25 protein-coding genes and 1 pseudogene are annotated in these 23568 nt (G+C 72.0%); 18 read left to right on the top strand and 8 right to left on the bottom strand.

Features of this window, described 5'->3' with window-relative positions; all coding sequences use genetic code 11:
* Positions 1-11: 11 nt before the first annotated feature.
* From ybeY to era, 5 genes are all read left to right on the top strand, one after another.
* Positions 12-509 (top strand): rRNA maturation RNase YbeY, encoded by a 498-nt coding sequence (ybeY, locus tag CNQ36_RS11580; protein WP_004931520.1) that lies wholly within the window; start codon positions 12-14, stop codon positions 507-509.
* Positions 506-1816 carry a hemolysin family protein gene (locus CNQ36_RS11575; RefSeq protein WP_004931521.1) on the top strand — a complete coding sequence of 437 codons (1311 nt, stop codon included), beginning with the start codon at positions 506-508 and terminating at the stop codon, positions 1814-1816. The genes ybeY and CNQ36_RS11575 overlap by 4 nt, the downstream gene beginning before the upstream one ends.
* On the top strand, positions 1813-2172 hold the full coding sequence (locus tag CNQ36_RS11570) for an MmcQ/YjbR family DNA-binding protein (RefSeq protein WP_121545934.1): 360 nt from the start codon (positions 1813-1815) through the stop codon (positions 2170-2172). The genes CNQ36_RS11575 and CNQ36_RS11570 overlap by 4 nt, the downstream gene beginning before the upstream one ends.
* Before the next feature lie 32 nt (positions 2173-2204).
* A complete protein-coding gene (locus CNQ36_RS11565) occupies positions 2205-2558 on the top strand; it encodes a cytidine deaminase (protein WP_121545933.1) in 354 nt (117 codons plus the stop codon).
* An 82-nt stretch (positions 2559-2640) separates the two neighbouring features.
* Positions 2641-3594: a GTPase Era gene (gene era / locus CNQ36_RS11560; RefSeq protein ID WP_163013245.1), complete on the top strand. Its 954-nt coding sequence runs from the start codon at positions 2641-2643 to the stop codon at positions 3592-3594.
* Here the strand turns inward: era and CNQ36_RS11555 are convergent, their stop codons facing one another.
* From CNQ36_RS11555 to CNQ36_RS11545, 3 genes are read right to left on the bottom strand one after another with little or no spacing between them, the layout of a single operon-like run.
* Positions 3595-4908: a GH1 family beta-glucosidase gene (locus tag CNQ36_RS11555; protein WP_163013244.1), complete on the bottom strand. Its 1314-nt coding sequence runs from the start codon at positions 4906-4908 to the stop codon at positions 3595-3597.
* A gap of 58 nt (positions 4909-4966) precedes the next feature.
* Entirely contained in the window at positions 4967-5233 is a 267-nt protein-coding gene (locus CNQ36_RS11550; protein ID WP_121545930.1) for a protealysin inhibitor emfourin, read from the bottom strand.
* A gap of 21 nt (positions 5234-5254) precedes the next feature.
* The gene (locus CNQ36_RS11545) at positions 5255-6325 is read right to left on the bottom strand and encodes a M4 family metallopeptidase (RefSeq protein WP_121545929.1); all 1071 of its coding nucleotides are present in this window, start codon (positions 6323-6325) and stop codon (positions 5255-5257) included.
* Between the two features lie 318 nt (positions 6326-6643).
* Here CNQ36_RS11545 and leuA point away from each other — a divergent pair, with 318 nt between their 5' ends.
* Both leuA and CNQ36_RS11535 read left to right on the top strand, forming a co-directional pair.
* The gene (leuA, locus tag CNQ36_RS11540; RefSeq protein WP_121545928.1) at positions 6644-8365 is read left to right on the top strand and encodes a 2-isopropylmalate synthase; all 1722 of its coding nucleotides are present in this window, start codon (positions 6644-6646) and stop codon (positions 8363-8365) included.
* Between the two features lie 186 nt (positions 8366-8551).
* The gene (locus CNQ36_RS11535; protein WP_004931535.1) at positions 8552-9253 is read left to right on the top strand and encodes a TerB family tellurite resistance protein; all 702 of its coding nucleotides are present in this window, start codon (positions 8552-8554) and stop codon (positions 9251-9253) included.
* A gap of 16 nt (positions 9254-9269) precedes the next feature.
* Here the strand turns inward: CNQ36_RS11535 and CNQ36_RS11530 are convergent, their stop codons facing one another.
* The gene (locus tag CNQ36_RS11530; protein WP_121545927.1) at positions 9270-9818 is read right to left on the bottom strand and encodes a GNAT family N-acetyltransferase; all 549 of its coding nucleotides are present in this window, start codon (positions 9816-9818) and stop codon (positions 9270-9272) included.
* A gap of 340 nt (positions 9819-10158) precedes the next feature.
* Between CNQ36_RS11530 and CNQ36_RS11525 the strand changes: the two genes are divergently transcribed.
* The 9 genes from CNQ36_RS11525 (at position 10159) to CNQ36_RS11485 (ending at position 21151) form a co-directional block, all read left to right on the top strand.
* Entirely contained in the window at positions 10159-10911 is a 753-nt protein-coding gene (locus CNQ36_RS11525; protein ID WP_040907248.1) for an SCO2525 family SAM-dependent methyltransferase, read from the top strand.
* 55 nt (positions 10912-10966) lie between these two features.
* On the top strand, positions 10967-12808 hold the full coding sequence (locus CNQ36_RS11520; RefSeq protein ID WP_121545926.1) for an SCO2524 family protein: 1842 nt from the start codon (positions 10967-10969) through the stop codon (positions 12806-12808).
* A 3-nt stretch (positions 12809-12811) separates the two neighbouring features.
* Entirely contained in the window at positions 12812-13729 is a 918-nt protein-coding gene (locus tag CNQ36_RS11515; protein ID WP_004931539.1) for an SCO2523 family variant P-loop protein, read from the top strand.
* Positions 13726-14688, top strand: a complete 963-nt coding sequence (locus CNQ36_RS11510; protein WP_163013243.1) for an SCO2522 family protein — start codon at positions 13726-13728, stop codon at positions 14686-14688. Before CNQ36_RS11515 ends, CNQ36_RS11510 begins: the two co-directional genes overlap by 4 nt.
* A 1-nt stretch (position 14689) precedes the next feature.
* The gene (locus CNQ36_RS11505; RefSeq protein WP_121545924.1) at positions 14690-15685 is read left to right on the top strand and encodes an SCO2521 family protein; all 996 of its coding nucleotides are present in this window, start codon (positions 14690-14692) and stop codon (positions 15683-15685) included.
* An 82-nt stretch (positions 15686-15767) separates the two neighbouring features.
* Complete coding sequence (locus CNQ36_RS11500; RefSeq protein ID WP_163013242.1) at positions 15768-16958, top strand: hypothetical protein; 1191 nt, start codon at positions 15768-15770, stop codon at positions 16956-16958.
* Between the two features lie 164 nt (positions 16959-17122).
* Positions 17123-19201: an MMPL family transporter gene (locus CNQ36_RS11495; protein WP_121545923.1), complete on the top strand. Its 2079-nt coding sequence runs from the start codon at positions 17123-17125 to the stop codon at positions 19199-19201.
* 61 nt (positions 19202-19262) lie between these two features.
* The gene (locus CNQ36_RS11490) at positions 19263-20492 is read left to right on the top strand and encodes a sensor histidine kinase (protein WP_121545922.1); all 1230 of its coding nucleotides are present in this window, start codon (positions 19263-19265) and stop codon (positions 20490-20492) included.
* A complete protein-coding gene (locus tag CNQ36_RS11485; RefSeq protein ID WP_004931545.1) occupies positions 20489-21151 on the top strand; it encodes a response regulator in 663 nt (220 codons plus the stop codon). The genes CNQ36_RS11490 and CNQ36_RS11485 overlap by 4 nt, the downstream gene beginning before the upstream one ends.
* 13 nt (positions 21152-21164) lie before the next feature.
* Here CNQ36_RS11485 and CNQ36_RS11480 read toward each other — a convergent pair whose 3' ends face one another.
* The 4 genes and pseudogenes from CNQ36_RS11480 to CNQ36_RS11465 all read right to left on the bottom strand — a co-directional run bounded on the left by CNQ36_RS11480 (position 21165) and on the right by CNQ36_RS11465 (position 23026).
* Positions 21165-21449: a hypothetical protein gene (locus CNQ36_RS11480; protein WP_040907255.1), complete on the bottom strand. Its 285-nt coding sequence runs from the start codon at positions 21447-21449 to the stop codon at positions 21165-21167.
* A 127-nt stretch (positions 21450-21576) separates the two neighbouring features.
* Positions 21577-22017, bottom strand: a pseudogene (locus tag CNQ36_RS11475) (alpha/beta hydrolase); the annotation flags it as partial.
* 2 nt (positions 22018-22019) lie between these two features.
* Positions 22020-22211 carry a DUF397 domain-containing protein gene (locus tag CNQ36_RS11470; protein WP_121548431.1) on the bottom strand — a complete coding sequence of 64 codons (192 nt, stop codon included), beginning with the start codon at positions 22209-22211 and terminating at the stop codon, positions 22020-22022.
* The gene (locus CNQ36_RS11465; protein WP_121545921.1) at positions 22193-23026 is read right to left on the bottom strand and encodes a helix-turn-helix domain-containing protein; all 834 of its coding nucleotides are present in this window, start codon (positions 23024-23026) and stop codon (positions 22193-22195) included. Before CNQ36_RS11465 ends, CNQ36_RS11470 begins: the two co-directional genes overlap by 19 nt.
* A gap of 115 nt (positions 23027-23141) precedes the next feature.
* Here CNQ36_RS11465 and CNQ36_RS11460 point away from each other — a divergent pair, with 115 nt between their 5' ends.
* Positions 23142-23348 (top strand): hypothetical protein, encoded by a 207-nt coding sequence (locus tag CNQ36_RS11460; protein WP_004931547.1) that lies wholly within the window; start codon positions 23142-23144, stop codon positions 23346-23348.
* Positions 23345-23560: a hypothetical protein gene (locus tag CNQ36_RS11455; protein WP_040907259.1), complete on the top strand. Its 216-nt coding sequence runs from the start codon at positions 23345-23347 to the stop codon at positions 23558-23560. The genes CNQ36_RS11460 and CNQ36_RS11455 overlap by 4 nt, the downstream gene beginning before the upstream one ends.
* The last annotated feature ends 8 nt before the right edge of the window (positions 23561-23568 follow it).

Here is a 23568-nt window from a genome sequence, read left to right as displayed (position 1 = left end):
CAGAGCACCAGATGTCGATCGACGTCAACAACGAGTCCGGAACCGAGGTCGACGAGCAGGCGATCCTCGACATCGCCCGCTACGCGCTCGCACGGATGCGCATCCACCCGCTCTCCGAGCTCTCGGTGATCGTGGTGGACGCCGGCGCCATGGAGCAGCTGCACATCCAGTGGATGGACCTGCCCGGGCCGACGGACGTCATGTCGTTCCCCATGGACGAGCTGCGGCCGCCGTCCAAGGACGACGACGAGCCCCCGCAGGGGCTGCTCGGCGACATCGTGCTCTGCCCCGAGGTCGCCGCCAGGCAGGGCGAGGAAGCACCGACGCGGCACACCATGGACGAGGAGCTCCAGCTGCTCACCGTCCACGGTGTGCTGCACCTGCTGGGCTACGACCACGAGGAACCGGACGAGAAGGCCGAGATGTTCGGTCTGCAGGCCGCCATCGTGGACGGCTGGCGCGCGGAGCGGGGCCTGACCGGCCCGTCCCCCGCCCCGACCGTGTCATGAGCCCGCAACTCGTCCTCGGCGCGATCGCGCTGGTCGTCGTCGCCTGGCTGGCCGCCTGCGCGGAGGCCGGCATCGCCCGCGTCTCCAGCTTCCGCGCCGACGAGGCCGTGCGCTCCGGCCGCCGGGGCAGCGCCAGGCTCGCGCAGATCGCCGCCGACCCCACCCGCTATCTCAACGTGGCGCTGCTGGTCCGTGTCGTCTGCGAGATGGCCGCCGCCTCACTGATCACCTACGGCTGTCTGAAGGAGTTCGCGGGGACCGCCGAGGCGCTGCTGATCGCCATCGCGATCATGGTCCTGGTCTCCTACGTCGCCGTCGGGGTGTCCCCGCGCACCATCGGCCGCCAGCACCCGCTGAACACCGCCACGGCCGCCGCGTACGTCCTGGTGCCGCTGGCCCGGGTCATGGGCCCCATCCCGTCGCTCCTCATCCTCATCGGCAACGCCCTCACCCCCGGCAAGGGCTTCCGGCGCGGCCCCTTCGCCTCCGAGGCGGAGCTGCGCGCGATGGTGGACCTCGCGGAGGCCGAGTCGCTGATCGAGGACGAGGAGCGCCGCATGGTGCACTCGGTCTTCGAACTCGGCGACACCCTGGTGCGCGAGGTCATGGTGCCGCGCACCGACCTGGTGGTGATCGAGCGGTACAAGACCATCCGCCAGGCCCTCACCCTCGCCCTGCGCTCCGGCTTCTCCCGGATCCCGGTGACCGGCGAGAACGAGGACGACATCGTCGGGATCGTCTACCTCAAGGACCTGGTCCGTAAGACCCACATCAGCCGGGACGCCGAGAACGAGCTGGTGTCCACGGCGATGCGTCCGGCGTTCTTCGTGCCCGACACCAAGAACGCGGGCGATCTGCTGCGCGAGATGCAGAAGGAGCGCAACCACGTCGCCGTCGCCGTCGACGAGTACGGCGGCACGGCGGGCATCGTCACCATCGAGGACATCCTCGAGGAGATCGTCGGCGAGATCACCGACGAGTACGACCGGGAGATCCCGCCGGTCGAGGAGCTCGGCGAGGACCGCTACCGGGTGACCGCCCGCCTCGACATCACCGACCTCGGCGAGCTGTACGGGCTGGAGGAGTACGACGACGAGGACGTGGAGACCGTCGGAGGGCTGCTCGCCAAGCGGCTCGGCCGGGTGCCGATCGCGGGCGCCTCGTCGGTGGTCGAACTCCCCGACGCCCGCGAGCTGCGGCTGACCGCGGAGGCCGCGGCCGGCCGCCGGAACAAGATCGTGACGGTGCTGGTGGAGCCGGTGGCCCCGGCGGACCCGCCCGCCGGCGAGGAGGAGCGGCCGGAGTGACCCCGCGGCAGCTGCGCGCCCTCTGCCTCTCCTTCAACGCGGCGGTGGAGGAGTTCCCCTTCAACCCGGAGACCTCCGTCTTCAAGGTCCGGGGCAAGCTCTTCGCGCTGACGAACCTCGACGCCGAACCCCTCACGGTCAACCTCAAGTGCGACCCGGAGGACGCGGTCCGGCTGCGCGCCGAGCACCCGGACCTGATCGTCCCCGGCTACCACATGAACAAGCGTCACTGGAACACGGTGACGGCCGACGGCACCCTCCCGGACCGCCTGGTCCGGGAGCTGGTCGAGGACTCCTACGACCTGGTCGTGGCGGGCCTCCCGCGCGCCGAACGCCTCCGCCTCGACCGCCCCTGAGCGCCCCGCCCCGACCCCCTTATGCTCGGATCATGACCGACACCACCGCCCTCGATCCCGAGGACCGCAAGATCGTCACCCTGGCCCGTTCCGTGCGGGCCCGCAACGGCGTGCCCGAGGGCGCCGCCGTACGCGACGAGACCGGGCGGACGTACGCCGCGGGGACCGTGGCACTGGACTCGCTGAAGCTCAGCGCGCTGCGGACGGCGGTGGCGATGGCCGTGGCGTCCGGGGCGACGTCGCTGGAGGCGGCGGCGGTGGTGACGGAGGCGGAGTCGGTGCCGGCCGAGGACCTCGCGGCGGTGCGCGACCTCGGCGGCCCCGGGACGCCGGTGCTGGTGGCCGGCCCGGACGGAACCGTCCGGGAGACCGTCACCGCGGACTGAGGGCGCACGGAACGCCCGGCCGGCCCGGCCCTCTTCGGGCGATGGTACGGCGGGGCTCCGGCGATCAGGGAGAATGGGCGGCATGAGTGTTCGTACCCAGTCATCCGAGCAGCCGGCCGAGGCCGTCCACAGGGCCGGTTTCGCCTGCTTCGTGGGCCGCCCCAACGCGGGCAAGTCCACCCTCACGAACGCTCTGGTCGGGCAGAAGGTGGCGATCACCTCGAACCGGCCGCAGACCACCCGGCACACCGTGCGCGGGATCGTGCACCGCGAGGACGCGCAGCTGATCCTGGTGGACACCCCGGGACTGCACAAGCCGCGCACCCTGCTCGGCGAGCGGCTGAACGACGTGGTCCGCACCACCTGGGCCGAGGTCGACGCGATCGGCTTCTGCATCCCCGCCGACCAGAAGATCGGCCCCGGCGACCGTTTCATCGCCAAGGAACTGGCCGGGATCAAGAAGACCCCGAAGATCGCGATCGTCACCAAGACCGACCTGGTGGACGGCAAGGCCCTGGCCGAGCAGCTGATCGCCGTCGATCTGCTCGGCAAGGAGCTGGGCATCACCTGGGCCGAGATCATCCCGGTGTCGGCGACCGCGAACCAGCAGGTGGGCCTGCTGGCCGAGCTGCTCATCCCGCTCATGCCGGAGGGCCCCGCCCTCTACCCCGAGGGCGACCTGACCGACGAGCCCGAGCAGGTCATGGTCGCGGAACTGATCCGCGAGGCGGCCCTCGAGGGCGTCCGCGACGAACTCCCGCACTCCATCGCCGTGGTCGTCGAGGAGATGCTGCCGCGCGAGGACCGCCCCGCCGACAAGCCCCTCCTCGACATCCACGCCAACCTGTTCATCGAGCGCCCCAGCCAGAAGGGCATCGTCATCGGCCCCAAGGGCAAGCGCCTGAAGGACGTCGGCATCAAGTCCCGCAAACAGATCGAGGCCCTCCTGGGCACCCCGGTCTTCCTGGACCTGCACGTCAAGGTCGCCAAGGACTGGCAGCGCGATCCGAAGCAGCTGCGGCGGCTGGGGTTCTGATCAGGCGCGGCGCTGCTCGCGCAGCAGGTCCCTGAACCAGGCGTACGACGCCTTCGGGGTGCGTTCCTGCGTGCCGAAGTCGACGTGGACCAGGCCGAAGCGGCGGGAGTAGCCCTCCGCCCACTCGAAGTTGTCCATCAGGGACCACACGAAGTAGCCGCGCACGTCGACTCCCGCCTCCACCGCCCGGTGCAGCGCGCGGAGGTGGCCGTCGAGGTAGGCGATGCGGTCCCGGTCGTCGAGTCCCTCGTAGGCGCAGCCGTTCTCCGTGATGACCACCGGCGGGAGCCGGTCGCCGTACCGGGCGCGGAAGGTGGTCAGGATCTCCGTCAGCGCCTGGGGGACCACCGGCCAGCCGAAGTCCGTCACCGGGTGGCCCTCGATCTCCCGTAGCGAGAAGGGCAGTCCGGCCGGAATCCGGACACCGCCGAAGTCGGTCCCGGTGTCCCGCGGGGCGCCCACACCCGTCGGCGCGTAGTAGTTGATCCCGTACCAGTCCAGCGGCTCCGCGATGACCTCCAGGTCCGCCCCGACGTCACCCGGCATCAGCTCGCCGACGTCCTCCGGGTAGCGGCCCAGCAGCAGGGGGTCGGCGAAGAGGCGGTTGAGGAGGAGGTCGTAGAAGTCGGCCGCGGCCACGTCCGCCTCCTCGCGGGACGCCGGCCAGGCGGGACCGTGGGAGTTGGCGATCCCGATGTCGCCGGCCCCCGCGGCCCGCAGCGCCCGTACCGCCAGACCGTGCGCGAGGAGCTGGTGGTGGGCCACCGGGAGCGCGTCGAAGAGCAGCTTCCGGCCGGGGGCGTGCACCCCCAGCGCGTGCCCCAGCAGGGTGTGCTCGGCGGGCTCGTTGAGGGTGATCCACTTCTGCACCCGGTCGCCCAGCCGTCCGGCGACCTCCGCCGCGTACTCCGCGAACCGCTCCGCCGTGCTCCGCTCCAGCCAGTCCAGACCGGCCGGCAGGTCCCAGTGGAACAGCGTCGGCACCGGCCGGACGCCCGCCGCGCACAGCTCGTCGACCAGCCGGTCGTAGAAGTCCAGGCCGCCCTCGGCCCGCACCCTCGGCCAGGAGACGGAGAACCGGTACGCGTCCACGCCCAGGCCGGCCAGCAGCGCCACGTCCTCCGCGTGCCGGTGCACATGGTCGCAGGCCACCGCCGCCGTGGAGCCGTCCCGCACCCGCCCCGGCTCCGCCGTGAACACGTCCCACACCGAGGGCTCGCGCGTGTCCACCGCCCCCTCGATCTGGTGCGCCGAGGTCGACACCCCCCACAGGAAGCCGTCCGGGAAGCGGGGCACCGGATTCGTCGTCGCCATGGCCCGGATCATCCGCACCCGGGCCCGGCCACGTCAACGCCCGTGCCACGACGGCCTGTTACGCGCCCTCCTTGAGCACCCTCCGGATCAGCTCCCGTTGCTCCTCCGTCAGCCGGGGGTCCGCGCAGTACACCGACCTCCCGTCGACCGTGATCCGGTAGCTGAAGCCGTCCGGAACCCCGGCCGGAGGCGCGCCCCGGCCGGCGGTCATCACCCGCCGGGCCAGGGCGTGCCACTCGTCGGCGTCGGCGCGGCCCGAGGTGTCCACCTCGGCCCGCCGCTCGATGCCCGCGAACCCGCCCGTGCGCCGCACCTGAATACGCATGGGTCCGTGTCTAGTACGGAACTACAGCGTCCGCACCCCCACCCGCTCCCAGGCCTTCGACACCGCCTGGAGTTCCTCGCCCTCCCCGAACCGGGCGCGGGCCGCCGTCACCGTCAGCGTCGCGAAGTCCGTGAACATCGCGTCCTGCTCCAGCTCCCCGCCGGTCAGCGCGTCGTACCAGACCTGCCCGGCCCGCTCCCAGGCGTGTCCGCCGAGCGTGGTGGCCGCCAGGTAGAAGGCGTGGTTCGGGATGCCCGAGTTGATGTGCACGCCGCCGTTGTCCCGGCCGGTGCGGACGTAGTCGTCCATCGTCGCGGGCTGCGGGTCCTTGCCGAGGACGTCGTCGTCGTACGCCGTGCCCGGCTCCTTCATGGACCGCAGCGCCTTGCCGGTGACGCGCGGGGCGAGCAGCCCGGCCCCGATCAGCCAGTCGGCCTCCTCGGCGGTCTGGCCGAGCGTGTACTGCTTGATCAGCGCGCCGAAGACGTCCGACATCGACTCGTTGAGCGCGCCGGGCTGGCCGAAGTAGGTCAGGTTGGCCGTGTACTGCGTGACGCCGTGGGCGAGTTCGTGGCCGATGACGTCGATGGGGATGGTGAAGTCGAGGAAGATCTCCCCGTCCCCGTCGCCGAACACCATCTGCTCGCCGTTCCAGAACGCGTTGTTGTAGTCGCGGTCGTAGTGCACGGTCGCGTCCAGCGGCAGCCCGTTGCCGTCGATCGAGTCCCGGGCGTACGCCTTCAGGAACAGCTCGAAGGTGGCGCCGAGACCGGCGTAGGCGCGGTTGACGGTGGCGTCCTTGCCGGGCGCGTCGCCCTCGCCGCGCACCTTCGTCCCCGGCAGGGCGGTGCCGTGCCGGGCGTCGTGGACGGTGCGGTGCGGCTTGCCCGGCTCGGCCTCGGCGAGCGCGGCGACCGCGGGCGCGCCGACGACCGTGGTCAGCCGGCGCTGGGTGCGTTCGTAGGCGTCGCGCTGGAGGGTGCGGCGCGCGGGACCGTGCAGCACGGGGTCCTCGGCCTGCGCGAGCCGGTCGAGGACGTGCGGCGGGACGATGGTGCAGAAGACGGGCTCGAAGCCCCCGTTCGTGGTCATTCCGGAACCATCGCACTGCGTGATTCCACTGTCACTACCAGCAACCATGATTGATGAAATCCCGGCAGACTCCTTCTCTCCTCCTCCCGCCGAGTGGTATACGGCACTTTTTGTCCCGTTCCTCCCTCGGGTCCCGCATACTGATACGGACCTTCGCACGACGTGCGTCTCGGTTAAGCTGCGGAGCATCATGCGTTTCGGGCTGCTCCTCCTTAGCTGCCGCGGCGAGGGCCTGTACTAGAGGCCGACCCCCTCCCCGCGGAGTTTGGCGCTGCGCCGTCGGCCGTCCATCAGGACATCCCGAGGAGCCCTCGCATCATGGCGAACCGCCAGCAGCCCAGCCCCATGCCGACCCACAAGTACGGCCGCTACGACCAGGTCGACATCCCCGACCGCACCTGGCCGCAGCAGCGGATCACCACCGCCCCCCGCTGGCTCTCCACCGACCTGCGCGACGGCAACCAGGCCCTGATCGACCCCATGTCGCCCGCCCGCAAGCGCGCGATGTTCGATCTGCTGGTCAGGATGGGCTACAAGGAGATCGAGGTCGGCTTCCCCGCCTCCGGACAGACCGACTTCGACTTCGTGCGCTCCATCATCGAGGACCCGGACGCCATCCCGGACGACGTCACCATCTCCGTACTGACCCAGGCCCGCGAGGACCTGATCGAGCGCACGGTGGAGTCCCTGAAGGGCGCCAGGCGCGCCACGGTCCACCTGTACAACGCCACCGCCCCGGTCTTCCGCCGCGTCGTCTTCCGCGGCTCCAGGGACGACATCAAGCAGATCGCCGTCGACGGCACCCGGCTGGTCATGGAGTACGCCGAGAAGCTGCTGGGCCCCGAGACCGAGTTCGGCTACCAGTACAGCCCGGAGATCTTCACCGACACCGAGCTGGACTTCGCGCTGGAGGTCTGCGAGGCGGTGATGGACACCTACCAGCCCGGACCGGGCCGGGAGATCATCCTCAACCTGCCCGCCACCGTCGAGCGCTCCACCCCCTCCACCCACGCCGACCGCTTCGAGTGGATGGGCCGCAACCTCTCCCGCCGCGAGTACGTCTGCCTGTCCGTCCACCCGCACAACGACCGCGGCACGGCGGTCGCGGCGGCCGAGCTGGCGCTGATGGCCGGCGCCGACCGCGTCGAGGGCTGCCTGTTCGGACAGGGCGAGCGCACCGGCAACGTCGACCTGGTCACCCTGGGCATGAACCTGTTCTCCCAGGGCGTCGACCCGCAGATCGACTTCTCCGACATCGACGAGATCCGCCGTACGTGGGAGTACTGCAACCAGATGGAGGTCCACCCGCGCCACCCGTACGTGGGCGACCTGGTCTACACGTCCTTCTCCGGATCCCACCAGGACGCCATCAAGAAGGGCTTCGACGCCATGGAGGCCGAGGCCGCCGCCAAGGGCGTCACCGTCGACGACATCGAGTGGGCGGTCCCGTACCTGCCCATCGACCCCAAGGACGTCGGCCGCTCCTACGAGGCGGTCATCCGCGTCAACTCGCAGTCCGGCAAGGGCGGCATCGCGTACGTCCTGAAGAACGACCACAAGCTGGACCTGCCGCGCCGGATGCAGATCGAGTTCTCGAAGATCATCCAGGCGAAGACGGACGCCGAGGGCGGAGAGATCACGCCGACGGCCATCTGGGACGTCTTCCAGGACGAGTACCTGCCCAACCCGGAGAACCCCTGGGGCCGCATCCAGGTCGCCAACGGCCAGAGCACCACCGACCGCGACGGCGTGGACACCCTCACCGTCGAGGCCACGGTCGACGGCGCCGAGACCACCCTGGTGGGCAGCGGCAACGGCCCGATCTCGGCCTTCTTCCACGCGCTGCAGGGCATCGGCGTCGACGTGCGGCTGCTGGACTACCAGGAGCACACCATGAGCGAGGGCGCCTCCGCGCAGGCGGCCTCCTACATCGAGTGCGCGATCGGCGACAAGGTTCTGTGGGGCATCGGAATCGACGCGAACACCACACGGGCCTCGCTGAAGGCGGTCGTCTCGGCCGTCAACCGCGCGGCGCGCTGACCAGCCGAATCGGCGGTTTGAGGCCCCGCTCGCCGGAAAACGGCGGGCGGGGCCCCGTCATTTACCGGCCATCTCCACGTGTGGGTCACGGAAAGGTCTCGTCCCAAGTACTGACTCCGCCTCATGGATGTGGCTAACATCACGCAAGCGGCGGCGATGATGCCGTGGCGTTGATGGAGGTGCGATGTGCTGCCAGGACGGGGACCCAACGGCCGTGCCGCTGCCGCCAGACTCTCGCGCCTGCTGGGCATCCGCACCGCGTGGACGACGGTGGGCGACGGGGAGTTCTTCTGCCCCGGCTGCGGCGGCGACCGCAACTACCAGCGGCTCACCGGACACCGCCGCTTCGCCCTGCTCGGCGTGCCGGTGCTGCCGCGCGGCGAGACCGGACCGGTCGTCGAATGCGCGGCCTGCCGCCACCACTTCGGCACCGACGTGCTGGACCACCCCACCACCACCCGCTTCTCCGCGATGCTCCGCGACGCCGTCCACACCGTCGCCCTCGCGGTGCTCGCGGCCGGCGGCACCTGTGCGCGCGCCTCCCTGGAGACGGCCACGGTCGGGGTGCGCGCCGCGGGCTTCGACGACTGCACGGAGGAGCAGCTGGCCGCGCTGGTCGAGGCGCTGGAGGCGGACACCGGCCGCTTCACCGGGGAGCCCTGCACGGCCGGCCTGGCGATCGAACTGCACGAGGCACTGGACCCGCTGGCCCCGCACCTCGCCGCCCCCGGCCGCGAGGCGATCCTCCTCCAGGGCGCCCGCATCGCCCTCGCCGACGGCCCCTACACCCCCGCCGAGCGCGATGCCCTGGCCACCGTGGGCGCGGCGCTCACCATCTGCTCGGACGACGTGACCCGTCTGCTGGCGGCGGCCCGGACGCCGTCCTGAAGCCGCCCTGACGCCGTCAGTCCCCGCCGGACAGCGCGAGGCACATCACCAGGCGGTCCTCGCCCGGACCGAAGTAGTCCGGGCGCAGCCCGTCGCCGGGCGGTTCCGGGCAAAAGCCCAGGGAGCGGTAGAGCAGGATCGCGGCGCCGTTGGCGGGCTCCACGGTCAGCCGGACCCGTGCGGTCCCGCACCGGCGCAGCCGCTTCAGGACCTCCTCCATCAGCTCCCGGCCCAGCCCGTGCCGGCGCCGGTCCTCGGTCACGCACAGGCCGAGGATCCAGCTGTCCCTGCTGATCGCCGTGGTGGCCGCCAGGACGTAGCCGCGCAGCCGGCCGTCGCCGTCGTCGAGGACCAGCAGATGCTCGGCGTACAGGTCGTACAGCTGCCGCAGCAGGAACGCGGGGTAGGCGACCTCCCGGAAGACCTCCTCGTCGAGGCGTTGCAGTTCGGGCAGGTCGGACTCCCGTGCCGTCCGCAGGAGCGGAGGTGGTGGTTCCGAGAGAGGTGTCGGCCGGGTGAGGCGCTCGTCGTGGTCCAGGGCGCGCTCAAGCGGTTCGGCGGTCATGCCACCCCCAGTCGGGACGTGAGACGTCAACACGGCGGCCATGACCGCCGTTCACACGTAGGGAGGAATGCGGACCCCGGTGGCGGCCGGTGGCTGCTTCTGGCTAGAGTGAGCGTCCAACTCGCCGCTCGCAAGGGCGAGTTCAGCTGTGTCAGGACTGTGCTGACGTGCGCCTGATGTGCGCCCGGTCGCGCTGGACTGGCGTGTTCCTGGCTGTCTCCGCGTGCCTTCCGGGCTTACCGTGCGAGCACCGGAGCCGCTTCTTCGTCCGCCGAAGTCCACGAGGACCCGGGCACAGGGCACACGGTCTTGTCCGACACGAGTGGAACTTGGCAGGGTGATGATGGATCGCAACGCCGACGCGCCATGGTCGAAGTTCGATCCGGAAGTGTACGTCGACCTCAATTACCGCACCCCGCTCGAGGTCGATCTGCTGATCGTCGGCCTCATGCGCGACTATTTCAGCCGTTGTTTCGAGCGAGGCGTTCCGCCCTCGGTGCGCGGGGTCGACGTGGGCGCCGGGGCCAATCTCTATCCGGCCCTGTCGATGCTCCCCTGGTGCGAGAAGATCCTTCTCCTGGAATACGCGACTCCGAATGTCGAGTATCTGGAGAAGCAGGCATCCGGCGGCGGATACGACATGGCGTGGGACGCGTTCTGGGACGTCCTGCGCGAGGCTCCCGCCTACCGGGACGTCGAGCCGAGGAGCCGGTTCGGCGAGATCGTCCGGGTCGAGCGCGCCAACCTGCTGGACCTCGACGGACAGCGGCGCTGGGACATCGGGACCATGTTCTTCGTCGCGGACTCGATGTCCGAGTGCCCCGACGAGTTCCGGCGGGGAGTGCGCTGCTTCATGGACGTGCTGAACGAGGGGGCCCCGTTCGCCGCGGCGTTCATGAAGGAATCGCTCGGATATCAGGTGGGCGAACACAGATATCCCGCCTACCGGGTGAACGTGGACACGGTGCGCGAGAGCCTGGAGCCCTTCGGCGCCGACCTGGAAATCCACGATCTGCACCACATGGTGCGGCCGGGACACGAGGGAATGATTCTCGCCCTGGGGCGGCGGAATTCGGCGATTGCCACCCCGTAGGAACGGGGACCATGTCTGAACACAGGGCACGTAGATCTGTACGAGGGGTGCGGGGATGCAGATCAAGCCGCGGCAGCATCTGCTGGACATCTGGCGGGCCGTGGCCCGCCATTCGTTCGACGACGGGAAACTCGTCTGGGAGGACACCGACGGGCTGAGCAGCGTCGCCGACGCCGAGCGGCTGCTCTGTCTGCTGTACCCCGCCACCGAGGTCCCCGCGTTCCGGCTCGACCAGCCGGACACCACCGAACGGGACGTGCTGCGCTCCCTGGAGCGGGTCGGCAGCCGGCTGGAGATCCCGCCCAACCTGATCACCGCGCTCTCCCAGTTCATGCGCAGCCACACCGGGCCCGACGACAGCCCCACCTTCGCGGGCGGCCACTACTTCCGGGCGACCGACGCCCAGCAGAAGCTCACCCACGAGCAGTACCAGCTGGGCGTGGTCGACTCCTACTCCATGTCCGTCACGCTGTGCCTCGCCACCCTCGGATTCCTCAAGGTCTATGAGCCCAGCACCACCCGGCCCGAGGTGCGCAAGGCCCTCGGCGAGCTGCGGGACGCCACCAACACCCGGCTGACCGCGGCGATGATCAGCCTGCTGCGCTCCTTCACCGTCAACGTCTTCGACGCCGAGTCCGAACAGGGCAAGCGGCTCATCCAGGTGATCGGCCAGGAGAGACAGTCCGACCGGGCCGTGCTCCAGCAGTTCTCCCGCCGCTTCCGCCCGCTGCGCGCCACCATCATCGAGAGCCTCAGCCGCGGCATCCAGGTCGACGAGAGCATCCGGGACGAGAGCCAGCTCTTCGAGTGCGGCTGGGCCTGGGGCGTGGTCAAGGACGCGCCGACCATCACCGACCTGGACATCCAGGTCCCCGGCCAGCCCGACGGCATCGCCGACCGGCTGCCCTACGTGTACTTCACCGTGATCGCCCTGGACGGCATCCAGGACCTGTTCTCGGACCGGACCCTCACCCTGGGACTGCTCGACGCCGACCAGCAGAAGCTAGCCGAGGCGTTACGCCTGCGCTGGGAACTCAGCCAGCAGTACTGGTCGGCCATCGCCCGGTTCGGCAGCGAGCGCTGGCCCCTGGAGGACCTGCCCTGGCAGACCACCGGACTGCGACTGGAGTCCGAGTACTTCTCGCTGACCGTCGCGGCCATCCTCGTGCACGACCTGGTCCGCCGGAAGGCCACCGACGACGACCTCACCCGCACCGTCGCCATCATGGAGCGCCTCGCCGACCGCGGCCGCGTCACCAGCCGCATGACCAGGAACGACCCGGCGATCGAGCTGCACAACCCGGGCGTCACCATGCCGCTCGCCGGCTCCGAGCGGTCCGGCGGCCCGCTGCAGTGGCGGATGACCGACTTCTCCGCCCAGCTGCTCAAGCGGATCATCCAGCTCGCGGAACTCTCCCGGAACATCGACGCGCAGGACCGCCTGCTGCGCCTGGGCGAGCAGGCGTTCGAGCACCTGTGGTACCGGCGGATCGAGGACGGCGACGGGGCCGGCCTCTGGGACAACGCACGGGCCGTCTACCCGGACACCCGCGTCGGCCGGCGCCTGTCCTGGAGCATCACCGAACGCGTCACCGAGTGCCTGGTCGCCGCCCGCAACCTCTACGAACAACAGCCCATCCGCAGCCCCGAACTCGCCCAGTTGGCCCGCGACCTGCTCAGCGAGGCCACCCACCTGTTCGGCAAGGAGCAGATGGAGGCCTCCGCCTCCGCCGACGGCAGCAGGGGCCGGGCCATGCGGAGCATAGAAAGCCGGCTCGACCACGCCCGGGGCCTGGTAGACGACCGGCCCGCGACCGCGTTCGCCCTGGCCCTGCCGGTGCTCCAGGAGCTCGACACCCTGGCCCAGGCCCGGGGCGCCGCCGCCCAGGAGGTGTGAGCCGTGCTCGTCTTCGCCGCCTCCGACAAAGGAGGCACCGGCCGCTCGGTGACCAGCGCCAACCTGGCCTACCAGCGCGCCCTGGCCGGCGACCACGTGGCCTACGTCGACTTCGACTTCGGCTCGCCCACGGCAGCAGCCGTCTTCGACGTGCCCGGCGCCATGCGCGGCACCGAGGAGAACGGCCTGCACTCCTACCTGGAGGGCATGGTCGCCGAGCCCGCCAGGATCGACGTCTGGCGGCAGACCGAGCACCCCCAGCTGCGCGCCCGCCCGAACCAGGCCGGCCGTCTGGTGCTGCTCCCCGGCGACGCCGGCGGCGGCGAGTTCGCCACCGGCGAGGACGCCCTCGAGCGCTGCGTCGACCTGCTGCTGCGGCTCAACGGCGAGTTCGACGTGATCGTCGTCGACCTCAGCGCCGGCCGCAGCTACGCCGTCGACATGGCCCTCGCCGCCACCGCCCACCCCCGGATGCGCTACGTCCCGTTCCGCTGGCTGGTGTTCCACCGCTGGACCCGGCAGCACGTGATCGCCGCCGCCGGACTCGTCCACAAGGACCACGGCATCATCCGGGGCGGCGTCGAACGCGGACACGACGAGGAGGCGCTGCAGGGCGCCATCCGCCTGGTCCGGGCCGCGGTGCCCGACCCGGACTCGCCGCTGTGGGCACAGGGCTCGCCCGCCCAGGCCGCCTGGATGCAGGCCTGCGACGAAACCCTGCGCCGGCTCGCCGCGGAACACCGCATCGGCGACAGCGTGGTCCTGGGCACGGTGCCCCTGGAGCCCATCCTGCAGTGGCGCGAACAGCTGATCACCGAAGAGGACGTGCTCGCCACCCAGATCGCCAACAAGGAGACGCTGGAGGCGCTGGAGGAGCTCGCGAGACGCCTGACCGACGACGACTGCTGGGGGCGGCCGTGACGGACGCAGTGTTCCGCGAGACCGCCGCCGAGCCACGCACCCAGGCGGTCCCGCTGTCCCACCTCTCGCTGGAGCTCGGCCACCTCTACATGGAGGACTTCGAGGCCGGCCCGGAACATCTGCGCCGCCACTTCGCCCGGGTGCGCCCCTGGGCGGAGGCGGCACGCGCCACGGCTGCCGCGGGGGCCGGCGGCAAACGCCCGCGGATCAGCACCTGCTTCCTGATCGACGACTACTTCACCCGCTTCGCCGGACCCGCCGAAGTCGTCCCCCTGCTGCTGGAGGAGGCCGACCGGGCCGGGCTCGTCGTCGACTACCTGGCCCGCGAGTCCGGCTGCGCCGTCGCCGGCAAGGTGCCCGTCGCCGAAGCCGTGGCCGGACGGATCGTCGAGGAGCCGCCGCCCGGCAGCTACGGGCTGCGCCCGCCGGCCGCGCGGACCGGCTGGCTCGCCAACGGCGAGCGCGGCCCCGGCGCACGCGCCCCGCAGGCCATGAAGAAGGCCGTCTGGCAGCCGCCGAAGGAGACCGCCGCCCGCCGCCACTCCGTCTTCCTCGACGTCGAACTGTGGGACGACGGCCCGGACGGGCACCGCACCTGGTCGTGCCCCTTCCTCGCCGCGGTGTGGCAGCTCGCCCGCCTCGGACTGCTGCGCAACGAGGGCGAGGCCGTGCTCGTGCCCCAGCCGCACACCGGCGGCGCCTTCCCCGAGGACTGGGACGAACTGCCCCCGCTGGTCCGGCTCAACCCCCGGGCGGACCCGTTCGCCGCCTACCGGACCTGCTCGGTGCTGCCCAGCCGCTTCTTACCCGTCGAGCACGCCGTCCGGGTGATCCTCGACCAGATCGAGGTCGACCCCGGAGCGCTGGACCAGGCCGCCGGCCGCTCCGCCCGGGAGAACGCGGACGTCCCCGCCTCCGTGGCCGACCGCGTCTCCTACGTCTTCTACGCGGGGCAGTGACATGACGCCGGGGGAGACGCAGCCGCCCGTCGTGCTCGCCTGCGGCGAGGTCCGCACCTGTCTGCTGCCCGCCCTGCAGGCCCTCGACAGCCGCGCCGCCGCCCAGCTCCTCGGAGTGCGCGCCGACGAGCGCGTGCTGCTCTCCGAACGCCCGAACCTCTACGGCCGTTCGCCCGACACCCTCACCGGCGTCGACTGCCCCCTGCCCAGCGCCAACGGCGCCAGGATCCGCGCCGTCGGCACCGTCGCCGCCCACGCCTCCCTCACCGAGGGACGCGTCCTGCAGAGCTCCGCCCACTTCCGGGCGCCCGCCGCCGGACCCGACCACCGGCGCCCCTGGGGCCACTACCTGGTACGTCCCGGAACCGTCGAGCCGTTCGGGAAACTGCCGTACGAGGCGGTCGCCCAGGGGCTGCTGACCGGCGGCCGGCCCGGCGAACTCGACGTCGGGCTGATCGCCGACGGACTGCTCACCCGGGTGCTGCGCCACCCCCTGCTCGACCAGCGACCGCCCCTGAAGTCCCGCCCCACCAGGCTGCGCTGGGTGGCCCTGCCCACCGAACGCGACGAGGGACCGTCGATCGAGCGGTTCACCGTCGCCGAGGACGAACTGCGCACGGTGCGGCTCCGCGTCCCCGCCGGCACCCCCAGCGGCGACATCGCCGGGCTCTGCGACGATCTCGCCCTGCACGACTGGCTGCTCACCACCGTCGTCCGCATCCTCGACGGCATCCGGCTGGGCGCCGGCGACCCGCCGGCCCGGCCGCGGCACGCGGGGGAGCGCCCCGCCGTCGTCACCGCCCTGCGGCCCGCCGTCGACCACCTGCTGCACCTGTGGATGCCACGGGCCCGGGTGGCGCCGGGACTGGCCCCGCTCTGGGACGCCCTGGAGGAACGCCCCGGCTTCACCCGGCAGTGGCGGACCCTGGTGCAGCGCATCCGGGACCAGCTCGCCCTGCACGCGATTCCCCACCGGGAGGCCGAGTGGTGTCCCTGACCCCGGGCCCGCGCCCCGGCGCGTCCCGACGCACATCCCCGCACCCCGATCCGACGCCCATCCCAACGGGGGGAGAAGCGAGATGAGCACGGCACAGTCACCTCAGCCCGAGGACACGGCACCCAGGCCCGGCGCGGGGGGCGCGCCCGGCCGTGAGGGCGGCCCGGCGATCCCCGGCCCGGCCCGGTCCCGCCCGCCCGGCGGGCCGGACGGCGCCCCGGCACGTCCACCGGTCCCGCCCGACCGGGCCGAGTGGACGCGCAGGGGCCTCATCGGCCTGACCGTCGGCCTCGTGGTCTGGGGCGTCGCCGCACTGCTGAGCCCCGACTCCGGCGCGCTGCGGCAGCTCGCCGCCGCCGGGCTCTGCGCCGCCGCCACGGTGGCCCTCCAGCACCTGCTGGTGCGCGACCGGGGGCCCGACGAGGAGCAGTTGCGGACGCGGAACGTCCTGGCCGAGACCGCCGCCACCGTACGGGACGGCCTGGAGCGGCACGACGACGACCTGAGGACCGGCCTGGCCCGGCACACCGAGGACATCAGGCAGCTCGTCGAGAACCGCCTGCCCCAGCAGCCCCCGGGCCCCGAGTCGTATCCGCCGCTCGACCGCGTCCGCACCGAGGGAGTGCCGGAGCTCGCCAAGCGCTTCGCCGAGGCCCTCGCGCCCGGACCGTCGATCCTCTACACGTTCGTCCGCCTGGAGATGCAGCGGGTCGTCGGGCACATGGCGGCCCTCACCAGCATGAGCGTGGAGTGCCACGGCGAGAACCACGACTGGATGCTCACCCTCACCCACGCCGCGGAACAGTCCATCAGCGCCATCAGCACCTCCGTCGACCGCGAGTTCTGGAACAGCGAACCCGCCAGCCGCTACCTCGACGCCCAGCGGGAGGCGATCGAGGAGCACGGGGTGCCGGTACGGCGGCTCTTCCTGCTGGCGAGCGCCCGCGAACTCGACGACCGGCTGCTGCGGCTGTGCGACGAGCAGAAGGCGCTGCACATCGAGGTCCGGGTGGCGGTGCTGCCCGAACTGCCGCCGCACCTCCAGCGCGGCACCACCGACGACTTCATCGTCTACGACGAGGAGGTCTCCTTCGAGATCGAGCAGGACCTCCGCGACGTCAACGTCAGGACCCGGCTGATCGCGCGCCGGGACCACGTCCAGGACCGTATGAAGCGCTTCCGGGAGCTCTGGGACGCCGGTATGAGCATCCGTGAGCTGGAGGTGCGGGTCGACGACGAGGAGGACGGGACCTGGATGGTCGACCGGGCCTGACCCCGGCGGGGCGCACGGGCCGGTTACTCCCGGGGGAGTAGCGCCGGCCCCGTGCCGCCCCCCGCGGTACCGCCGGACTCGGTCCCACGTCCGACGAAACGGGCCCTTCCCGCCGGGAGGCTGGACATCGATCCAGACACCGGACCGGAGGGGAGCCAGGAATCATGGGGGCCGAGAAGACAGGTACGCGGCGACGGCGCGCCGTGCCCTGGGTGGTGGTCGGGCTGTGGGTCGCCGCCCTGGTGCTCGTCGGGCCGCTCGCGGGGAAGTTCGGCGAGGTGCAGCAGAACCGGGCCGTGGACTATCTGCCCGGCAGCGCCGACTCCACCCAGGTGGCGCGCGTCCAGGACGAGTTGCCCGGCGGCGAGTCCACCGACCTGGTGCTGGTCTACCACCGGGACGGCGGACTGACCGCCGCCGACCGGCGGACCGCCGCCGGGCAGGTCGCCGGGATCGCGGACGGCCACGAGCTGTCGCGCGAGCCGCGGGGCATCCCCTCCGCGGACGGCAACACCCTGATGTACCCGGTCTCCAGCACCGGGCCGGGGCAGGACGAGGAGGCCCGCGACGCGTTCGTCGACGGGGTCCGGGAGATCGCCGGGGGCACCGGCGGGCTGAGCGTCGAGGTCGGCGGGCCCGGCGCCCTCGCCACCGACATGGGCAAGGTGTTCGAGACCATCGACGGCACCCTGCTGCTCGCCACCCTCGGCGTCGTCACCGTGCTGCTCGTGCTGATCTACCGCAGCCCGTTCCTGTGGCTCGTCCCGCTCGCCGCGGCGGGCGTCGCCGCCGCCGTGGCGATGGCCGCCGGGTACGGGCTGCACGAACTGTTCGACGTCACCGTCACCGGCCAGAGCGGCGGCATCATGACCGTCCTGGTCCTCGGCGCCGGCACCGACTACGCGCTGCTGCTCGTCTCCCGCTACCGCGAGGAACTCCGCCGCCACGAACGCCCGTACGACGCCATGGGCGCCGCCCTGCGCGGCTGCGGGCCGGCGATCCTCGCCTCCTCCGGCACCGTCGCCGCCGGACTGCTGTGCCTGCTCGCCGCCGACCTCAACAGCAGCAGCGGCATGGGCCCGGTCGGCATGATCGGCGTGCTCTCCGCGCTCCTCGCCATGACGACCCTGCTGCCCGCGATCCTCGTCCTGCTCGGCCGCCGGGTGTTCTGGCCGCTGATCCCCGCCTTCGGCAGCGCGCCCAGGGCCCGCCGGTCGCTGTTCGCCGCCATGGGCACCTCGGCGGCGCGCCGCCCCGCCGCCGTCCTCGCGGGCGGCGGAATCCTGCTGGGCGCCCTCGCCCTGGGCACCCTCAACCTCACCGGGCAGCTCAAGCAGGAGGACTCCTTCACCGACCGGCCCGAGTCCATCTCCGCGATGCGGACCCTCGCCGAGGCGTACCCCGAGCGCAGCGCCCAGCCGCTCACCGTGATCGCGCCCACCGGCCGGGCGGACGCCGTGCTGGACGAGGCCCGCGCCACCGGCGGGGTCGCGGAGGCCGCCGCCGGACGCAGCGGCGGGGGCTGGACCGAGATCTCCGTGTTCACCACCGCCGCCCCCGAGACGGCCGGCGAGACCCGCGCCATCGAGGCGCTGCGGGACACCCTCGACGAGCACGGCGCCTACGTCGGCGGGCTCAGCGCCCAGCAGCTCGACCTCGCCGACAGCGAGTCCCGCGACCGCTCGGTCATCGTGCCGCTGGTGCTCGCCGCCGTCTTCGTGATCCTCGTGGTCCTGCTGCGCAGCCTCGTCGCACCGCTGCTGCTGCTCGCCGCGGTGGTCGCCGTCTGGGGCGCCGCCCTCGGCATCGGCGGCCTGGTCTTCGGCCCGCTGTTCGGCTTCGCCGGAACCGACCCCGGACTCGGACTGCTGTCCTTCGTCTTCCTGGTCGCCCTCGGCGTCGACTACGGCATCTTCCTCATGCACCGGATGCGCGAGGAGTCCCTGAACGGCGCCGCACCACAGGCGGCCGCCCTCACCGCGCTGCGCACCACGGGCGGCGTGATCGCCTCCGCCGGCGTGGTCCTCGCCGCGACCTTCGCCGTGCTCACCACGCTGCCGCTGGTGGGCCTCGTCGAACTCGGCTTCGTCATCGCGGTCGGCGTCCTCCTCGACACCTTCCTCGTCCGCACCTATCTGGTCACCACGGCGAGCGTCCTGCTGCGCCGCCGGATGTGGTGGCCCGGCAGGCTCTCCCGGGCCCCCGAGGCGGTCCGGCGCGAACGGCAGCCGGAACCCGTGTAGCCCCCCGCGCGCCGACGAAAGGGCGCCCCTCCCTCCCGGAAGGGCGCCCTCCTACCGGAGGATGAACCCCGTGCAGGCAATCACGACGACGGAGCGCCCACGGGTGGGCGAGCGGATCATGGCGGCGGTCAACCGCGACCCCCTGACCGCGCCCCACGCCCGCCGCAACGACGCGCTGCTGGCCGTGGCCTGCGCGGTGCTCTCCACCGTGCTCGTACTGCTGGTCGACGACGGACGCGGCCTCGACGCGCCGGGCTGGACACTGCTGCTCGCCAGCAGCGTGCCGCTGGTGTGGCGGCGTCGCCGTCCGGTCCTCGCGCTGCTCGCCGTGGTGGCCTGCGTGGCCCCGTACCACGCCCTGGACTACCACCACGCCGCGGCCACCCCGGCGGCCTACACCGCCCTCTACACCGTGGCCGCCACGGGCCGGCCGCTGCGGACGATCCTCGTCGGACTGGGCGTCATCACCGTCTCGGTGAGCGTGATGCTCACCGTCAGCACCCACGAGGCCGTCAAGCTGCTGCAGATCTCCGGCTGGATCATCGCCGTGCTGTTCTGCGGCATCGACGTCCGCTTCTACCGCCAGTACGTCGCGGGCATCGTCGAGCGTGCCGAGCGCGCCGAGCGGACCCGTGAGGAGGAGGCCCGCCGCCGGGTCGCCGAGGAGCGGCTGCGCGTCGCCCGCGACCTGCACGACCTGCTGGCCCACAGCATCACCCTGATCGGTGTGCAGACCTCCGTCGCGGCGCACGTCCTGGCCGCCGACCCCGAGCGCCTGGACCGGGCGGCCGTCGCCAGGGCGCTCGACGACATCGCCGACACCTGCCGCACGGCGCGCGGTGAGCTCCGGACGACCCTGGAGGTGCTGCGGGAGCACGGCTCCCCGGACACCCGGGGCCCGCTGCCCGGCCTCGACGGTGTGAGCGACCTGGTGGAGGCGGCCCGGCTCGCGGGCGCCCGGGTGCACCAGGCCGTCCGGGCGGGTCCGGTCCCGCCGGCCGTGGGCGCCGCCGCCTACCGCCTCGTCCAGGAGGCGCTGACCAACGCGGTCCGGCACGCGGGGCCCGAGCCCGCGGTCCGCGTGGAGCTGCGCGAGGAGGGCGGCGTGCTGCGGCTGTCCGTGACCGACGACGGGACGGGCCCCGCCCCCGGCTTCGGACTGGTCGGCATGCGGGAACGGGCGCGCAGCGTGGGTGGCACACTCGACGCCGGACCACGGGCGGACGGCGGCTTCGAGGTCAGCGCGGTCCTGCCGCTGACGCCCGCGACGACCCGGGAGGGAACCCGATGACCATCCGAGTGCTGCTCGCCGACGACCAGACCCTGGTACGGGAGGCGTTCGCGATGCTCGTCGAGTCGGCCCCGGACATGGAGGTCGTCGGGCAGGCGGCCACCGGCCGCCAGGCGGCGGAGCTGGCCCGCACCGAGCGGGCCGACCTCGTCGTCATGGACATCCGCATGCCCGACCTCGACGGCATCGCGGCGACCCGGCTGATCGCCGCCGACGAGGACCTCGCGGGGGTCAGGGTGCTCGTGCTCACCACCTACGACACGGACGAGAACATCGTGGACGCGCTGCGCGCCGGCGCCTCCGGCTTCCTGGTGAAGGACACCCGGCCCGCCGAACTCCTGGACGCCATCCGCACGGTGGCGGCCGGTGACGCGCTGCTCTCACCGGGTCCGACGGCCCGGCTGATCGAACGGTTCCTGCGCACCCCGCCGGCGCCGGTCACCGCCGGTCCCGAGTGTCTGTCCGACCGCGAGCGGGAGGTGCTGGCGCTGGTCGCGCGGGGCCTCAACAACACGGAGATCGCGGACTCCCTGGGGCTGAGCCCGCTCACCGCGAAGACCCATGTGAGCCGGATCATGGGCCGGCTCGGGGCCCGGGACCGGGCTCAACTGGTCATCGTGGCCTACGAGTCGGGTCTGGTGGCGCCGGGCGCGGTGTGAGCCGGGCGGTGCGTCACAGGGTGTGGTGCAGCCAGCGCTGGATGGTGCTGTTGATGCTGCCGGACAGGGCGCTCAGGCTCTCGATGGCCTCGCGGTCCTCGGGCCGGGGCGGGATGCCGGCGGCGGTCAGGGCGGCGTGCAGGTCCAGCCGGCGGCGGTCGCGCGGGTCGATGCCGGCGTTCAGCCGGGCGGCCGGGTCGGGCGGGGCCAGCAGGTAGTCGCCGCCCAGGTCGTCGACGGCGCGGGGGTTGCCGGCGAAGGCAGGGTTCGGGCCGTACTCGAAAGCGGTCGCGGTCACGTCGGTCTCCTCACCGGGGGGTGTCGGTTCTGCAGGACAGGAGGCCGGTTGCGGGAGGCCCGGTTGCGAGCGGGCGGAAACGTCACGCCAACGGCGTCATCGGCAGCTCATCGTCCGGTCCGACGAACTACTCGTCCCCGGAGGCCACCGTCCCCGCCTCCCGGTGGGGGCAGTACGTGTCCCGCCGGGGACGCTCGCCGGTGGCCAGGTAGCGGGAGACCGTGCGGTCGCCGCACTCGTTGCCGTTGGCCAGGTATGCGTCGTGGCCGGTGGAGTCCACGGTGACCATGACGGCGCGGCGGCCGAACGCCTCGCGGAGCTTCAGGGCGCCGGCGAGCGGGGTGGCGACGTCCCGTTCGTTCTGGATCAGAAGGATGTTGGAGGGGCCCCGGCCGGTGATCCGTACGGGCTCCTCGCGGGGCTCGTACGGCCAGGCGGCGCACGGCATCGCGTTGCGGGGCATGCCGGCGGTGAGCGGGAACTTCGCGCGGCTCCCGGCGACGTCCTTCCGGTACGCGGCGGCCGACGCGGACCAGGTCACGTCGTTGCAGAGCGTCCCGGCCCCGAGGTTTACCCCAGGCCGCGCACGAACTCCGTCCAGGCGGAGGCCCCGACGACGATCACCGGCCCACCGTCCACCTTGCTGTCTCGGACGGGGACGACGCCGGGGAGTCCGGCGGCGACTTCGACGCAACTGCCTCCGTTGCCGTCGCTGTACGTGCTTTTGCGCCAGCGGGCATTGCTCAAGTCGTACTCGCGCATCGTCTGTGGTCCTTCGCGGCCGATTCGATCAGGGCCAGGGACGCCTCGGGGGACAGTGCGGCGGCCCTGAGCAGATCGTATGCCGAGTGTGTTCGCTTCACCACGGCCGGATCGTCCAGCAGGTTCCCCGAATACACAGCCTCTGTATAGGCCGTTGGCGGTGCGTCCTCGAACTCCATGAGCACCGTCATCCCGTTCATGAGCGCGTACGCTCCCGCCGCGTACGGCAGCACCTGCATGATCACCGTCCGTAGGCGAGCGAGGGTGGCCACGTGCTCCAGCTGCTCGGCCATGACGGCAGGGCCGCCGACGGGAACGCGGAGCACGCTTTCGTGCAGGATCACCCAGTACACGGGGCGCGTGGCGTCCTTGAGGATCCGGGCACGTTCGACTCGGCCGGACACCTTCTCCTCGATGAACTCGTCCGGCGCGAGCGGATTCATCGCCAGCGTTACGGCGCGCGCATACGCCGGAGTTTGGAGGAGTCCCGGTACCAGCGTGGGCGCGAACTCGGAGATGTTCGTCGCCAGCGCTTCCAACTCCGCTGCCTGGGCGAAGTAATCCGCATAGCGGCGGTCGTCAATCAGCTTCTTGCACAGTCGCTCGAAAATACCGTCGGTTTGCAGGGCGGAGTCGATCCGCTGGGCCACGTCCAATTGGGGTTTGCGAATTGCCTGTTCGAACTGGCCGATGTAGCCGCCCGAGACGAAGACCCTCGTCCCCAGCTCCACCTGGGTGAACCCCGCGTCCTCCCGCCGTCGCTTCAGTTCCGCCCCGAAGAACTCCCACGCCGCCTGGCGCGAACCGTTGGCCATTACTCAACCCCCTTGTGCAGCCCCTCGCTTGTAGGGCCCGAGCCCTTTCCGAGTGTAAGCGCGGAGCCGCATCGTGGAGGCACGAAGAGTGAAAGTCGAAAGGAAGGGAATCAGGGTGACGGCACAACACTCGGCGTTCTGCGTCGAAGAAGCGGAGGAAGTGGTGAAGGAATTGCGGACGGCACTCGCGAAGGGCGGAATTTCCCTGCCGTCACTGGGGCTGGACCCGGTGAGCCTCGCGCGGGAGGCGCCCTGTCCGCTCGTCGAACTGGGGCGGTGTTCAGTGGAGACCGCGCGGCGGCTCGCGGCGGTGCTGCGATGAGGCCGCCCGTCGGCGCGCACGTCGTGGACACCGTGACCGGACGGGTCGGCGTCGTCATGGGGCACGAGGGCCCCTACGTGCAGCTGAGACCGTACGGCGGCGGCCGGGAGTGGGACGCCGACCCCGGCGCCGTGCGGCAGGCGACGCCGGCCGAGCGGCTGCGCGCCGCGACCGCCTACGCCAACGCGCGCAGCCGGGGCGAACTCGCCTGACACGGGGC

The organism is Streptomyces fungicidicus (assembly GCF_003665435.1).
Classification (GTDB): Bacteria; Actinomycetota; Actinomycetes; order Streptomycetales; family Streptomycetaceae; genus Streptomyces; species Streptomyces fungicidicus.
Note: the sequence above shows the minus strand (reverse complement) of the source record. Positions and strands in the feature narration are given on the sequence as shown.

Excerpts from the sequence above, each read along its gene's own strand:
- ybeY (WP_004931520.1), top strand. The coding sequence starts at position 12 with ATGTCGATCGACGTCAACAACGAGTCCGGAACCGAGGTCGACGAGCAG.
- CNQ36_RS11575 (WP_004931521.1), top strand. The coding sequence starts at position 506 with ATGAGCCCGCAACTCGTCCTCGGCGCGATCGCGCTGGTCGTCGTCGCC.
- CNQ36_RS11565 (WP_121545933.1), top strand. The coding sequence starts at position 2,205 with ATGACCGACACCACCGCCCTCGATCCCGAGGACCGCAAGATCGTCACC.
- era (WP_163013245.1), top strand. The coding sequence starts at position 2,641 with ATGAGTGTTCGTACCCAGTCATCCGAGCAGCCGGCCGAGGCCGTCCAC.
- CNQ36_RS11555 (WP_163013244.1), bottom strand. The coding sequence starts at position 4,908 with ATGGCGACGACGAATCCGGTGCCCCGCTTCCCGGACGGCTTCCTGTGG.
- CNQ36_RS11550 (WP_121545930.1), bottom strand. The coding sequence starts at position 5,233 with ATGCGTATTCAGGTGCGGCGCACGGGCGGGTTCGCGGGCATCGAGCGG.
- CNQ36_RS11545 (WP_121545929.1), bottom strand. The coding sequence starts at position 6,325 with ATGACCACGAACGGGGGCTTCGAGCCCGTCTTCTGCACCATCGTCCCG.
- leuA (WP_121545928.1), top strand. The coding sequence starts at position 6,644 with ATGGCGAACCGCCAGCAGCCCAGCCCCATGCCGACCCACAAGTACGGC.
- CNQ36_RS11530 (WP_121545927.1), bottom strand. The coding sequence starts at position 9,818 with ATGACCGCCGAACCGCTTGAGCGCGCCCTGGACCACGACGAGCGCCTC.
- CNQ36_RS11525 (WP_040907248.1), top strand. The coding sequence starts at position 10,159 with ATGATGGATCGCAACGCCGACGCGCCATGGTCGAAGTTCGATCCGGAA.
- CNQ36_RS11520 (WP_121545926.1), top strand. The coding sequence starts at position 10,967 with ATGCAGATCAAGCCGCGGCAGCATCTGCTGGACATCTGGCGGGCCGTG.
- CNQ36_RS11505 (WP_121545924.1), top strand. The coding sequence starts at position 14,690 with ATGACGCCGGGGGAGACGCAGCCGCCCGTCGTGCTCGCCTGCGGCGAG.
- CNQ36_RS11500 (WP_163013242.1), top strand. The coding sequence starts at position 15,768 with ATGAGCACGGCACAGTCACCTCAGCCCGAGGACACGGCACCCAGGCCC.
- CNQ36_RS11495 (WP_121545923.1), top strand. The coding sequence starts at position 17,123 with ATGGGGGCCGAGAAGACAGGTACGCGGCGACGGCGCGCCGTGCCCTGG.
- CNQ36_RS11490 (WP_121545922.1), top strand. The coding sequence starts at position 19,263 with ATGAACCCCGTGCAGGCAATCACGACGACGGAGCGCCCACGGGTGGGC.
- CNQ36_RS11485 (WP_004931545.1), top strand. The coding sequence starts at position 20,489 with ATGACCATCCGAGTGCTGCTCGCCGACGACCAGACCCTGGTACGGGAG.
- CNQ36_RS11470 (WP_121548431.1), bottom strand. The coding sequence starts at position 22,211 with ATGCGCGAGTACGACTTGAGCAATGCCCGCTGGCGCAAAAGCACGTAC.
- CNQ36_RS11465 (WP_121545921.1), bottom strand. The coding sequence starts at position 23,026 with ATGGCCAACGGTTCGCGCCAGGCGGCGTGGGAGTTCTTCGGGGCGGAA.
- CNQ36_RS11455 (WP_040907259.1), top strand. The coding sequence starts at position 23,345 with ATGAGGCCGCCCGTCGGCGCGCACGTCGTGGACACCGTGACCGGACGG.